12 protein-coding genes and 1 pseudogene are annotated in these 13,788 nt (G+C 45.7%); 8 read left to right on the plus strand and 5 right to left on the minus strand.

Annotated elements, in window-relative coordinates; all coding sequences use genetic code 11:
* Positions 1 to 215: 215 nt before the first annotated feature.
* Positions 216 to 2,570: an HAD-IC family P-type ATPase gene (locus ACESPQ_RS03965; protein WP_008819566.1), complete on the minus strand. Its 2,355-nt coding sequence runs from the start codon at positions 2,568 to 2,570 to the stop codon at positions 216 to 218.
* 202 nt (positions 2,571 to 2,772) lie between these two features.
* Between ACESPQ_RS03965 and ACESPQ_RS03970 the strand changes: the two genes are divergently transcribed.
* A complete protein-coding gene (locus tag ACESPQ_RS03970) occupies positions 2,773 to 3,558 on the plus strand; it encodes a DeoR/GlpR family DNA-binding transcription regulator (protein ID WP_118002953.1) in 786 nt (261 codons plus the stop codon).
* A 129-nt stretch (positions 3,559 to 3,687) separates the two neighbouring features.
* Here ACESPQ_RS03970 and ACESPQ_RS03975 read toward each other — a convergent pair whose 3' ends face one another.
* Together ACESPQ_RS03975 and ACESPQ_RS03980 are read right to left on the minus strand one after the other, a co-directional pair.
* On the minus strand, positions 3,688 to 3,978 hold the full coding sequence (locus ACESPQ_RS03975) for a Dabb family protein (protein WP_002607895.1): 291 nt from the start codon (positions 3,976 to 3,978) through the stop codon (positions 3,688 to 3,690).
* Between the two features lie 16 nt (positions 3,979 to 3,994).
* Entirely contained in the window at positions 3,995 to 4,615 is a 621-nt protein-coding gene (locus tag ACESPQ_RS03980; RefSeq protein WP_002607896.1) for a DUF4230 domain-containing protein, read from the minus strand.
* A gap of 209 nt (positions 4,616 to 4,824) precedes the next feature.
* On the opposite strand from ACESPQ_RS03980, the gene ACESPQ_RS03985 reads away from it, so the two are divergent.
* The 4 genes from ACESPQ_RS03985 (at position 4,825) to ACESPQ_RS04000 (ending at position 7,079) form a co-directional block, all read left to right on the plus strand.
* Positions 4,825 to 5,388, plus strand: coding sequence for a hypothetical protein (locus ACESPQ_RS03985; protein ID WP_002607897.1), 564 nt, complete (start codon positions 4,825 to 4,827; stop codon positions 5,386 to 5,388).
* A gap of 229 nt (positions 5,389 to 5,617) precedes the next feature.
* On the plus strand, positions 5,618 to 6,094 hold the full coding sequence (locus ACESPQ_RS03990) for a hypothetical protein (RefSeq protein WP_257271542.1): 477 nt from the start codon (positions 5,618 to 5,620) through the stop codon (positions 6,092 to 6,094).
* A gap of 386 nt (positions 6,095 to 6,480) precedes the next feature.
* Positions 6,481 to 6,849, plus strand: a complete 369-nt coding sequence (locus ACESPQ_RS03995; RefSeq protein WP_373143955.1) for a bactofilin family protein — start codon at positions 6,481 to 6,483, stop codon at positions 6,847 to 6,849.
* A gap of 20 nt (positions 6,850 to 6,869) precedes the next feature.
* Positions 6,870 to 7,079, plus strand: a complete 210-nt coding sequence (locus ACESPQ_RS04000) for a polymer-forming cytoskeletal protein (protein WP_373143956.1) — start codon at positions 6,870 to 6,872, stop codon at positions 7,077 to 7,079.
* Positions 7,080 to 7,962: 883 nt separating this feature from the next.
* Here the strand turns inward: ACESPQ_RS04000 and ACESPQ_RS04005 are convergent.
* Positions 7,963 to 8,565, minus strand: a pseudogene (locus ACESPQ_RS04005) (collagen-like protein); the annotation flags it as partial.
* A 587-nt stretch (positions 8,566 to 9,152) separates the two neighbouring features.
* A complete protein-coding gene (locus ACESPQ_RS04010) occupies positions 9,153 to 9,530 on the minus strand; it encodes a MerR family transcriptional regulator (protein ID WP_002607902.1) in 378 nt (125 codons plus the stop codon).
* Between the two features lie 312 nt (positions 9,531 to 9,842).
* Between ACESPQ_RS04010 and ACESPQ_RS04015 the strand changes: the two genes are divergently transcribed.
* The 3 genes from ACESPQ_RS04015 to ACESPQ_RS04025 are packed head-to-tail and all read left to right on the plus strand — an operon-like array spanning position 9,843 to position 13,784.
* Positions 9,843 to 10,592, plus strand: coding sequence for an N-acetylmannosamine-6-phosphate 2-epimerase (locus tag ACESPQ_RS04015; protein ID WP_118002957.1), 750 nt, complete (start codon positions 9,843 to 9,845; stop codon positions 10,590 to 10,592).
* A 32-nt stretch (positions 10,593 to 10,624) separates the two neighbouring features.
* Positions 10,625 to 12,895, plus strand: coding sequence for a pyruvate formate lyase family protein (locus tag ACESPQ_RS04020; RefSeq protein WP_008727170.1), 2,271 nt, complete (start codon positions 10,625 to 10,627; stop codon positions 12,893 to 12,895).
* Positions 12,888 to 13,784 carry a glycyl-radical enzyme activating protein gene (locus ACESPQ_RS04025; RefSeq protein ID WP_109771156.1) on the plus strand — a complete coding sequence of 299 codons (897 nt, stop codon included), beginning with the start codon at positions 12,888 to 12,890 and terminating at the stop codon, positions 13,782 to 13,784. Before ACESPQ_RS04020 ends, ACESPQ_RS04025 begins: the two co-directional genes overlap by 8 nt.
* Positions 13,785 to 13,788 lie beyond the last annotated feature (4 nt).

Below are 13,788 nucleotides of genomic sequence, written 5' to 3' on the forward strand. Positions count from 1 at the left end.
GTATCCAATCAGAAACGTAATTTCTACTTGTTTCTGATTGGATACAATCTTATTATGGGATAAAAATAAATGCCGTCTTTAGTATTATACCATAATCTTTTATAATGAAAAGATGATAAACGCAAAAATTAAACGGATATAATTCGAAATAATCAGCTTCTGCATGAGAAAAGCAGAACAGTAAGAGTATACACCGTTCTGCCTGTTTTTAAACATCAGGATAGGGAATGCTGTCTCGCATTGTTTGGCTGAGGACGAAGGCCGGGAATCCATGGCAGTAAAAGCATTAGGATTTGACGTACGAGAATAGCGGATAGCGCCAGTATTGCGGTCAGGATAAGGAGTCGAAAGGATAGTAACGTGATATGAAGCAGATTATGAAATAATAGAATGGCTAATATGAATCCTGCAGTCATGCAAATGCAGATCAGCGTCCGCAAACGATTCAAGGGACGTGAGGAATGGTATACAGCCAGCATGGAAATAACTGCAACACATACATACATCATTGTAACCGCCTCATCATAGCGGATGGAAAAGCCGTCACTCATGAACTCAATAGCCAAAAAGCTGTATACAATGGCAATCGCGTTGGGTAGCGCATTGCGGAGTACGGTGGAAAGAAAATCACCATTCACTTTCCTGTGATCCGGTTCCAGCATGGTAAGGAAGGATGGAAAGGCTTCTATTGCAAGATCAATCAGGGTTATCTGAATCGGGATGAATGGAAAAGGAAGATTCATAACAATACAGAGGACTGATAGCAGGATGGAATATATGGTCTTAATAAAGAACACTCCGGCAACTCTTGTCGCGTTATTCACCACGCGGCGTCCTTCCTTCAGAATCATCGGCAAAGCTGAGAAATCGGAATCCAGCAATACAATTTGTGACATCTGCTTAACAGCATCACTCCCCTGTGCGATTGCAATACTGCAATCCGCTTCCTTCAATGCAAGCATATCATTTACACCATCACCACTCATTGCGACTGCGTGACCCTTTTTCTGCAATGCCTGTACAAGCAGCTTTTTCTGTAACGGAGTTACCCTGCCGAATACAGCATACTGTTCAGCAAGCTGCTCAATAACGAATGGATCATCACCGATTCCACTCATATCCAGGCAGGCATTCCAGTTATGAAGTCCTGCCTGCCTGGCGATAGCGGAAACCGCAGTTATATGATCACCGGATATGATTTTGATATTCACATCCTCCTCCCGAAAAAACTGCAGCGTTTTTTCTACATGCGGACGTATGGTATCGGTAAAGATGACAGCATACAAGGGTTGGATGATTGGGAGTGGTGCATCCTTGTCGATCACCTGAGCACATCTGCCGATCACAACCATTCGCTTACCTTCTTCCATAATAGCAGAAAAGGAAGTATCCAGCTTCTCCAGCAGCTTTTCCGGCGCTCCCATAACCAGAGAACCATAGCCTTCAAAATATGCGCTGCTCCATTTGCGAAGCGAGGAAAATGGAATCCTCGCTTTCGGCTCATGTACCGCACAGGGACTGATCTGCGCACAAAGCGCCTGATAGGTTGCATTGTTATCGTCGCTGTAGTGTAAAAAGGAGCGAATATATTCCATATCTGTTTCCGCTTCATCGCAAAGGGGAAGCAGTGCTTCCACCTTTAAATCTCCGGTGGTAATGGTTCCTGTCTTATCCAGACACAATGTGTCGACATTGGCCAGTGTTTCCAGTGAATACAGATCCTGTATAAGAACCTTATGCTTTGCCATGCGGCTTACTCCCGCCGCCAGGGATACACTGATCAAAAGAACAAGACCCTTGGGAAGCATTCCCAGCAATGCAGCGGAGCTTGTGATAACACTTTCCTGTATGGAATCTCCCCGAAATCCCCAGGCCTCCAGAAACAACAAAATACCTAAGGGAATAATTGCATAACCACTCAATCTTGTAATACGCTTCATGGCATTTAACAGCCGGGAATTAACTGCACGGACTTCCTTTACCTCACTGGCGATACGATTTGCGTAATTCTCCTCACCGACATGGATAATCCGTGCATAACATTTTCCGGATATTATGGAGCTTCCGGATAAAAGCTGATCCTTTTTGCGTTTATGAATGGGATCGGATTCACCACTTAATAAGGCTTCATTAACTTCAGCCTCTCCCTGTATAAGGACGGCATCACAGACAATTTGTTCACCGCTGGACAGAACCATGATATCATCCACAACGAGATCCTGAACATCTACACTGCATACTACACCATCCCGCATGACGGAAACCTTTTGCCGCATAAGCAGGGAAAGGTCATCTACCAGCTTCTTCGCATGCAGCTCCTGCAGAATGCCAATTACGATATTGCAGATAATCACAGCTAGAAAAAATAAATTCGACCAGGCATTTACCAGCACCAGTCCCAGTGCAATCAATATATTAAGCAGATTAAATAGGGTGCATATGTTTTCTTTGAAAATCTGCCCGTGAGTCTTCGTAATAGAATGCGATACGCTGTTTCTCTGATGATTTCTTATGCGTTCTTCTACCTGCTTCTGTGTAAGTCCTTTGATGGCTGTGTTCGTAACTTCCATTTCATCACCTAAACTTTCTTTATTGTCTATTATGGCCAATAATCGTTAAGATTCTTTTCGTATCTTCTTAAGAATGTATAAACTTTTTGTTATGTGAGAGGAAATTTGTTGTTTTCTTAAAAAAAAACAAAAATTAAAGTGCATAAACACAAAGTCTTTGGCAATTCTGTTATAATAAACTTGTATATATGAGGTGAGTGGAATGAATAATGATAAGAAAGCAAGGCGTCGGCATCAGAGAATCTGTGAAGTGCTCCAGGAGCAGGAGCATATGCAGGTTCTTGAGCTGTGTGAGCTGTTTCATGTCTCACCGGCAACGATTCGAAACGACCTGACAGTACTAGAAAAAAAGCAGCTGCTGAAACGTATTCCCGGTGGTGCGGTAAGTATTGGAAGAATGCCGCAAAATACTATTTTTTCTGCCAGAGAATCGCTCCATATGGATCTGAAGGATAAGATGGCTGACTACGCCGTTGCGCATCTGATCAAAGAAGGGATGAATGTTGCATTGGATGCCGGTACCACCTGTTGTGCTATTGCAAAGAAGCTGGCAGACGCATCCTGCCGCTGTACGGTTATCACCTATTCTCTTCCTGTAGCCAATGCCCTTGTTCATTGTGAGCATATAGAGGTGTTTTTAATGGCCGGACGGCTGGATAAGAAGCACGAATCGTTCCATGATGATGTGGCAGTTGAGGCAATGAAGCGAATGAACAGTGATGTATTTTTTCTTTCACCCAACGGAATCGATCCGATTGCCGGAATCACCAGCTCTGCAACCGATGAAAATATAATGAAGCGCATGATGCATGAGCATGCAGAGGAAACAATAGTTTGTGCAGATCACAGCAAGTTTTTCAAAAAGGCATTTAAAACGATCTGTCAGCTGTCAGATATCAAGGGAATTTTGAGTGACAGTGAGCTGAGCGGGGAGATACAGCAGAGATACAGCTCCATGGGTGTACGCTTGTATCTGGCAGAGAAATAAGACCGATATGAAGCTTTGGCTTCTGATGAAATGCACTGTTTCAGGAAAACAAAAAGGGAATCCGCCAATTGTGTTAACAATAGAATACGGATTCTTAAATGAGAAAGCAGCCGCAAACGTTTGCATTCCTCAGTATTCATAATCAACAGTTGCACTGCCACTTCGCACGGCATGAATATAAGGCTTTACCTTTTCTACATGGTAGGTGTTTTTCTGATAGTCCTCCAATGCCTGCCGATCATCCACCACAAGCTCCAGAACGACATCATAAGAACGCTGGGAATGCAGATAGTCAATTCCGACCTGCACCTCCCGCAGAAATGGAATCTGCTCCTTCATGGATAAGAACAATGCCTTCACTTTCTCACATTGCTCGATGGAATTATCCTTCATTTTCACAAACAGTATGTGCTTTACCATAACTTCCTTTTCCTCCTTATGATTTGAATTTTACTTCGATGCTGTACTGCTCTTTGATTTCCGGTATCATATTGAAGAATTTACGGATTGCGGATTGCGATTTTGTCGCCGCCTCACTGAGCAGCCCGTTTTCCACTGCTTCATCCGCTACCTTATCCTTCTGCTGAGTTGCAAATGCCGTATAGTCCTCAATGCTGATCGGATTGAAAATATTCTTTGTTTCATCATATACCTCTATGCTCTTCTCATCGATGATATTACTCAGAATTTCAACCTCCGGCAGTAAAACGGTTATCGTTTTTCCTTTTACATCAACCTCGGCCTGATCCATTCTCACACCGGCCTTCAGCTGTCCTGCATACGTAAGCAGAAAGCTTTTTTTTGTCAACGGGATATTCCATCCGTTTAAGGTCAGTGAATTCTCAAATTTCCCCACCTTCGTATAATTATATTCCATGACGGCAAGGTCATTGACCTCCTGCAGCTGCTGTGTCAGTGCTGTTGATGTGATTTTCGGTTCACTTTGTTTTCCTCCGAAAACGGTTCCTGCAAAGAAGATGACCGCAGCCAGTATACAGATGGCCACAACGCCGCCGATAGCTTTCTTTGTTTTCCCAAGGGTATCCAGTATTTTCATTCTCTACCTCCCGCTATAGGTAAAATTATATCATATTTGACAGATGAAGCCTATATGCGATATTCTTACATTTTTCTTTCTGCCGAACCTGTGTTTAGCCCGCAGCTTCATTATGAATGCCGGTGAAAATTTCTTATGACTTTTTTGCAGTACAAGCTTTCTTTTCCTATCTGTTCGTGATACCATAGGGATACGCATGGAGGGATCGTATGCTTTTTTCTATTAAATATGTACATAGACTAAAATGGAATGGTCTGTATCAATCATTGATGTGGAGCTGCTTTGGTATAATGTTTATGCTTCTGTATCCGGTTAGTCCGGATTTGATGACGTTTATCGGAGGCGTTATGCTGCTGTTTCAGGGTGTACCGCAGCTTATTTTATTTCTGGAGGAGGACGAGCGTTTTCTGATTTCACTACTATCCCTGGTAGAGTGTCTGCTGGTCAGCTTTCTGGGGGTGTGGATGCTGACGAATCCGGAGGAGGTTTATGACACACTGCCGGCTGTTCTGGCCTTTGTCACCTTTCTGCATGCTTTCAGCAATTTGATTATTACAGGTAGAATACGGCATCTGCAATATTCAAAATGGTGGATTGCTGCGCTTGTTACGGCTGCGAAGATGATAGCTACAGCTGCACTTGCCTTACAATTTCATTTACATAGTGAATTTATGGTTGTGGGAACCGGAATTTGTATGCTTCTCGATGCTGTTAGTGATATTTGGATGTGGAAAAAGCTGGAGGCATTGATCATTCAGGATATGGGAATATAATGTGCGGAAATCCCGCACTTTTTTTGAATCATTTTCAGAGCGTTAACTACTTCAAATTGTTCAATGCCTTTGTAATGCTGTAATCAAAACGTTTTAGAAACCCCTTTTTTAGGGGTATTTTTCGTATCTCCACTATTCTTTAAATGTGATAATATGTAGAAGTAAAGGGAAGGACAGTGACAAAACAGGCAGAAGCTGGGGGAAGAAGAGAAGTAAGGAGAGCTGAGTCATGTGTGTAAGAAGATATGAGGATAATTGGGGAGAACTGAAGGGGAAGCTGATGGAGCGGGATGTGCTGGAGGTGCTGTCGTTCAGTGCATTTGCACAGGATGAAAGCGACCTGGAGGAGAAGCTGCGCTACTGTGGAGAAAAGGATATCCACATACAGGTGAAGGATGCACGGATAACACCGGATGTGTATCTGGACATCCTGTATCTGATGAAGCGTGAGGAGAAAAAGAAGCGGGAAGAGCTGAAGAAGGCACAGTATGAGGGGATCGTAAAGGCGCTGGAAAAGAAGAAAGAGGGAGCGGGGAGCTATGGAAGACCGCGTGCAAGCCTGCCGGAGGATTTCCGGGAACAGGTGGAATACTGTCAGAAGAACCATATCCCGCTGGAGACCTACCGCAGAAGGACCTCACTGAAAAAGGCCACCTTTTATAAATATGTAAAGGTGCTGCAGAGCGAGCACGAACATACCTTTTAGCATCATAAGAAATAAAATAACAGTCGATATACAGAAACGTATGCAATCCTGTAAACCGGCTTTTCATTTTAGCCGCTGCATTGAAAAAGAACACAGGCAGTTTTGATGCTTGAAGGAAAACCTCTATCATACAGCTTGTTTCTATAAATATAGAGATAAATATAAAGGTGAAAACACGGATGCGGTCCTTTGATGCATCATCTTTTATAAAATCAACATGGTGTTAAAATATACGGATTATACAAATGTCAAGTTTTGTGATAAAAAAGTGAAATTAACCGATAAATAAAGCGTTTTTTTGCCTTTTTTGTATTTTAATTATTATGCCAAAATGATATATTTATACATATATCAGAAGACTGTAATTCCTTGAAAGGGGGATGCTTATGGGCTGGTATCAGAAACAGAAAAGAATATATGAATCCAGACAGCAGAATCATGTACATGATCTGCCAGAGGATGAAGTGGTTCATTCAGAACCCAAGAAGGAGGATATGACTAAAATGGAAGAAAACAAAGATGCGCAGCAACCTGTAAAGCCGCAGGAAAGTGCTTCTCTGATTGGAGAACATACAGAAGTAACAGGTGATGTCAGTACGGATGATGACCTGACAATTTACGGTCGTGTAAAGGGGAATATCAAATGCAGCAAGCGTATTCAGATATATGGGAGTGTGGAAGGCGATATCCTCTGTCAGGATGCCTCTGTTATACAGGCTGAAATACATGGTAATATTGAATCAAAGAAACACTGAAGATATCACAGGAAAGCACAGTGGAAGGAAATATCACAACGACTGCATTGGAAAACGGCGGAGCTGTTCGCGGAGATATTCATGCGGGAGGGCATATTCGCCTGAGTGAAAAATCACAGGTGAGCGGTGATATCACAGCCGCATCCATAAGTGTTGATCAGGGGGCAGTTATACAGGGCTGTGTTATGATTGGCATCCAGGATACAAACGGCGCACAAAAGGAAGCGTAAAAGAAGCCTGTTCCTGACAAGACGGTTCTTTCCTGCATTATGATGTTAGTAAAATGGAGAATACAGGTTCTATTGATGCATGCAATAGTATTGAATTCTCCATTCCTTCCTTGTATCCACAATCGAGTAAAAACCTGACGGGGCTGTCAGGTTTTTTTGTTGCTTTAAAACATTCCAAAACCAAGCATGTATCTGTGAAGCAGCATATCTGTACGTTTTGACGATTTCCTGTGAGAAATGCAATGATTAAAAAAATATAAGATATGTATCAAGTTACGCTGAAAAGCTTATCGTTGGGCAGAATTTTCTGTAAAATATGGGTATGTGATGATCCATCCCCAAGATGATCACATGTATCGGAAAGGAAGAGACTGCGATGCAGTCCCCCAACGAAAAAAGACGGCATCAGTAAATGTCCGCCTTTTTTTATATTTCATAATTTATCACAGAAAGCCTGCATCGATACCTGACTGGTGTCTATTTAACGCTCCAGCTTCACGATGACCAGTGTCAGCTGACCGTCCGTATTTGCTACATTGGAATTGTAATTGACGGTAAACGGGGTTGCCTGTGTCACCTCGATTATGAAATGACTGCTGCCTTCAGCTGTGTTCTGTGGGGAACCTGTTCGTGAATAAATACCAAATTCAATATGCGGTGCTCCGTTGTAGGCCGGGGTTATCTGCATATAGCCGGCTGTAGACAGTATTGTGCTGACCTCCAGTGAGATCTGATAGAAGCCCGGCTGCAGCAGCAGGGAAGTCGTGGAGGTTGATGTGATATTGCCGGTTGTATCCGCAATGCTTTGGTATAACGGCATTGGCTGAGCATTTTCAAAGGCTCTTGCAAAATCAGCAAAGCTGGCAAAGGACTGTGTTTCAATACCGCGTGGTCCGGTTGCTCCGGTAGCCCCAATCGGACCTGTGCTTCCGGTTGGTCCTGTTGGACCGATTGCTCCATCCGCTCCGGTTGGCCCTGTTGCACCTCTTAATCCGGTAGGTCCTGTCGGTCCCTGCAATCCTCTAAGTCCCTGTGGCCCGGTCGCACCCGTTGTTCCTGTCGCTCCGGTTGCACCATCTGCCCCTGTATTCCCGGTAGCCCCGCGTGGTCCGGTAGCCCCTGTTGCTCCGGTCATGCCGGTTGCTCCGGTCGCACCCGTCGGTCCATCTCTTCCATCTAAACCGGTTGGTCCGATGTTTCCCGTCGGTCCTGTGACACCGGGGGTTCCGGTAGGTCCCGTTGGTCCGATCAATCCCTGTGGCCCAGGACTTCCGGCAGGTCCTGTTGCACCCGTCGGTCCGGTAGCGCCATTTTCACCAGTTGCCCCTGTAGCCCCTGTGATGCCGGAGGCTCCGGTATTTCCTGTAGCCCCTGTTGCTCCCCGCGGCCCGGTTGGCCCCGTAGCCCCATCTGCCCCGGTATTTCCCGTAGCTCCGGTAGGCCCCGTCGGTCCGGTTACTCCAATGCCCGGCCCTGTCGGTCCCATAGGTCCTGTCGGACCTGCAGGCCCGCGAAAGCCCCTTGGACCTCTCGGCCCCGGACAACATGTATGGGAATAGGGTTCACAGCAGGTATCTGTTGGAATGTCCTCTTGCAGAGCATGCTCATCCTCACACACTGCATAGTTGTCTGTATAATCGTCATAATATTCATCCTGATATGTCATCTTTTCACCTCATCCTGTCGGATTTCAAATACTTCCTTATCCGTTTTATCCTATGTGTACAGGGACATTCTGCACATGGCAAATGCCCAGCAGTGAAGACGGTACCAGGAAAAGTGAGGATAAAAGCTGTTGGAAATACACTTTCACCGGATATGACCTGCTGTTGTGAAGATACCCCATTTCCGATATCCGATACCGCAGAATCAAAGCACAGAGCACCCCTTCTGTTTCGTGGGGAACAAGATGGAAAAATACACAATACGCTGCTTATAATACAATTCCAGCAAAATATATTCTGAAAGGAAATGAATGAGAAAGCGTATAAAAGGCAGGTGAGGAATATCGAACCGGCACCTGCCCTCTATGTACATAACTGCATGTAATGCTTGCGCTCACTTGGGGAGATATCACGTCCTCAGCTTTTTCTCCGCTCTTGCAAGCCCGTCCTCATAGCCTTCGATTTTCGTATACAGCCGCTTCAGGGTAGCCTGCATTTCCAGCACCCTTTTTTTCAGCAGGGTACGCTGTTCCTTCAAAATATCCAGCCGTGCCTGTGTGGAGGCATCTCCCTGCTGAAACAGCTCCACGTATTCAATCAAAGCTTCAGTCGGCAGTCCCGCACTACGCATGCATTTGATGAACGCAATCCATCCCAAATCCTTTTCACCGTAATCACGGATGCCGTCGGGAGTCCGCGGAACAGCAGGAAGCAGTCCGATTCTTTCATAATAGCGGAGCGTATCTACGGAAATTTCAAACATACGGCTTACTTCGGCAATTGTCATGATTGTACTTCCTCTATAAAGTATGTATCTGTTATCATATCACACAAAGAACCAGTGACTAGCAATACCATGGTAATGAATAACCATCAGCTTCACTAAATCACTTGGAGCACGCTTTAAGTCAATATAATTATTGCAGTATTGCGAAAACTGCTAAAGAATAAAGAGTTTCATAATATAAATTTTAAAAATATCACACATTATGAATCAATATGAATCAAAATAAATTAAAATGATATAAAAAGATTGACATCCTTTCTACATCCTTCTATAATAAAATTGTAAGAAGGACACAGAAAAGGAGAACATGGAATGAAAACTACTAATCCTAAGAAAAGAGCACTGCTGGACGGTCTGAAAGACGGTCTGATCGTATCCTGTCAGGTACAGAAGGATGACCCTATCTATACCGATGACATCGTAGTAAAAATGGCGGAGGCAGCCAAATGGGCAGGAGCTGTGGCAATCCGCGCGAATTCTCCGGAACAGATCAAGGCAATTAAGGATAAGGTTGATTTGCCGATGATCGGTTTATGGAAAATCTGGCATGACGATACGGATGTTTTTATCACACCGACGATGGATGCCGCAAGAGCTGTGTGGGAGGCAGGAGCGGAAATCATCGCTCTGGACTGTACATCACAGATTACACATGAAAACACACAGGCATGGGATTTGATCAAAACCGTGAAACAGGAAATTCCGGAAGCTATTATCTTTGCGGATGTTTCCAACATGGAGGAAGCAGCACGCGCTGTGGAAAACGGTGCGGATATCGTTGCACCGACGCTGTACGGCTATACAAAGGAAACAGAGCATATCGAGGGTGCGGATTACCGTATGTTTGCGGAGATGTGCCGTACCTTCCGCGATGAAGCATTCGTCATGATGGAGGGACATATCTATACGCCGGAGGATGCGATGAAGTGCATTTATCTGGGGGCGCATTCTGTTGTCGTAGGAAGTGCCATCACCCGTCCGCATCTGACTGCAAAGCGTTTTGTCGATCTGCTTGGCGGCTATCAGGATAATTGGAGAGATGCAGAAAAGGCAAAGCACTGATCTCATGATATAAGAAAGGAAGGCACAGGAGTATGAAAAAGAAAATCAGTATTGACGGCGCGCAGAATGTTGAGGTATCCAAACCGATTCCGTGCGAGAAATCACCACAGGAACAGCTTGCCATCATGGAGGCCTATACACAGGCTCACAGGGATAGTGCCGCTCTGGATAAGGCAGAACGTGAACTTCGCTGCCTGCGTACTATTTTTCCTGCTCTGTTTCGAAGCATAGAGGATGATGATCTGCTGGCCGGACGTCTGGATTTTCTGCCGATTGGCTTTGGCAGTGTGACCAGCATCGGCGGTGTTTCCCATTACTGTGTTTTCCATAAGCTGCGCTCGTTTAAGGAACAGCTCGACAGCGAGGAAGAAAAGGCCAGAGTGGATGCTCTGTATGCCTATTGGGAGGAGCATGACACCAAGGCGATATATTGTGCAGATGTTTTAAATGAGTCCACCATCGGCCGCTTTATCGATTGCTCCTATCCGCTGATGGCAACTGCACGCTTATCTGGTATGATGCTGAATTACAAAAAGCTCATGGCATATGGACTGGAGGGGCTGAAAAAGCTGATCCGCTCACAGAAGCCCAATACCTTTTTAAACAGCTGTGTGGAAAGCTTAACGCTACTGCAGGAGGTTATCGACCGTCAGATTGAGCTGGTGCGGGAAGCAAAGCTGGATGCTGCGCGCAGCCGATTGCAGGATCTGGAGCTGATGGAACGCGATCTTGCGGTAATCCGCACACAGAAGCCTGCGACCTTTCATCAGGCGCTGCAGCTGTTCTGGATTTATGCCTTAGTGGCAGGGGTTATCAATTACGGTCGCATGGATGATGTGCTGGGGCCGTATCTGCAGCGTGATCTGGAGGACGATCTGATTACGGAGGAGGAAGCGTACCGGTATCTGAAGTCTCTGTGGAAAATGATTGAGAACCGCCGTACAACGGTAAATGGACGTATCATCGTCGGCGGAGAAGGAAGAGAGCATCCAGAGGAAGGCGATACCTTTGCGCGTATCTGCCTGCGTGTCTGTCGGGATACCCGCTACGTGGAGCCGCAGTTTACGCTGCGCTTCAGTAAAAATACCCCGGCGGATATCATGGATATGGCATATGACTGCATCGGATCCGGTGCAACCTATCCGACGCTGTACAATGATGATGTCAATATTGAGGCAGTCATGTACGGCATGCGTGTATCCCGTGAGATAGCGGAGCAGTATGTTCCCTTCGGCTGTGGAGAATTCGTGATTCAGGGAAAAAGCGTCGGTACACCGAATACCCTTTTAAACCTGTTGAAGCTTCTCAATATCACCTTAAATGCAGGGATTGATCCAATGGATGGCAAGGCGAAAAACGGTCCGGTTTCCATACCGGAGTGCAGTGCGTTTACCACCTTTGATGAACTGTATGATACCTATAAGGAGCTGCTGGATTATTATTTTGACCTCAGTGTGGAGGCACAGAAGCATTCCTATGAGGTGATGAATCAGGAGGCAAGCTTTCTGTTTACCTCGATCCTGATGGATGACTGTATCACCCGTGGAAGGGCATTGCTTGACGGTGGTGTACAGATTCTGGGCGGTACCAATGAAACCTATGGAAACATCAATGCCAGTGATGCTCTGTATGCGATCCGTAAGCTGGTATATGAGGATAAGGTATACACACTACAACAGCTGCATGAGGCACAGCTCGCAGATTTTGAAGGCTATGAGCAGCTGCGAAGAGACCTGCTGCATGCAGACAAATATGGAAATGACAAGCCGGAATGCGATGCACTTGCCAATGATTTATATGAGTTTGTCGCTAAGGGAATACGGCAGCGGGGCATTGACGCGGGTCTTGGCTATTATCTGATTGTTATTTCCAATAATCAAACGAATACAGACTGGGGTCATCAGACCTTCGCCAGTCTGGATGGACGGAAAACGGGTGTCTTTATGAATCCTGCGAATAATCCGCAGGGCGGCGCCGCAAAGAGCGGACCGACAGCCTGTTTGAATTCCCTAAGCAGATTTCAGGCAAAATATCATGGCGGCAGTGTGCAGAATATCAAATTCACACCGCGCATGTTCAATGAGGATCGGGATAAAATCCGAATCCTGTTTGATACGTATTTTAAGAAGGGCGGCTGCCAGCTGATGGTGACCGTTGTGGATCACGGCGTACTGGAGGATGCGCAGAAGCATCCGGAAAAGTATCCGGATCTGATTGTGCGTGTAGCCGGCTACAGTGCTGTCTTCGTGAATCTTACCAGAGATATTCAGGATGAGCTGCTGAGCAGGATGCTGTATGATTAACGTCACGAATATTGAGCGCTTTGCGACTCATGACGGTCCGGGTATTCGCACAACACTCTTTCTGAAGGGATGTCCACTGTTTTGTCCATGGTGCGCCAATCCGGAGACACAGAGTGTGAAAAGCACAATGTTTCACAATGCCGTGCGCTGTGTTGGCTGCCGGTTGTGTGAGCGGGCATGTCCGCATCAGGCCATCACGTTTGCACAGGGAAACTTCACGTACAGGGAAGACCGCTGTCAGCGCTGCGGTGCCTGTGAACGGGTGTGTCTGCAGGATGCCATAGCATTTCAGGGAAAGGAAATGACGCTGGAAGCGATTATGGCGGAGCTGTGCAGGGATCGGGACTATTATGAAAACTCCGGCGGCGGTATCACCTTCAGCGGTGGTGAACCGTTTGTTCAGCAGGAAGCATTATGGGAGCTGCTTCGTGCCTGCAAGCAGGAGGGCTTTCATACCGCCGTGGAAACGACCGGTAACTACTCCAGCGATTTGCTGATACGCATGATGCCGCTGATTGATCTTTTTCTATTTGACTTCAAGCATCCGGATGATGCCATTCTGCATACGGTTACCGGTGCGGATGGAGCTTTGATTAAGGAAAATCTGCGTTATCTTCTCAAGGTGGATCCACAGAAGGTAATTGTACGCATTCCCGTCATACCGGGGTTCAATTATGAAAAGGACACACTGGAATCCGCATTGCGATATCTGAAATCCATTGGTGTCTGCGAGGTGAATCTTCTCCCGTACCATACACTGGGAAAGGTGAAATACGAAAAGATGGGAAAACCGTATACCTTATCGAATAAAATGCTGCAGAAAGAGGATCTGATGTGTTATCTGGAATATGCCCGACAGCTCGGTATGCAGGCGAATATCGGCGGATAGGGGT

Origin of the sequence: Clostridium sp. HGF2 (assembly GCF_964240115.1) — a bacterium.
Classification (GTDB): Bacteria; Bacillota_I; Bacilli_A; order Erysipelotrichales; family Erysipelotrichaceae; genus Clostridium_AQ; species Clostridium_AQ innocuum.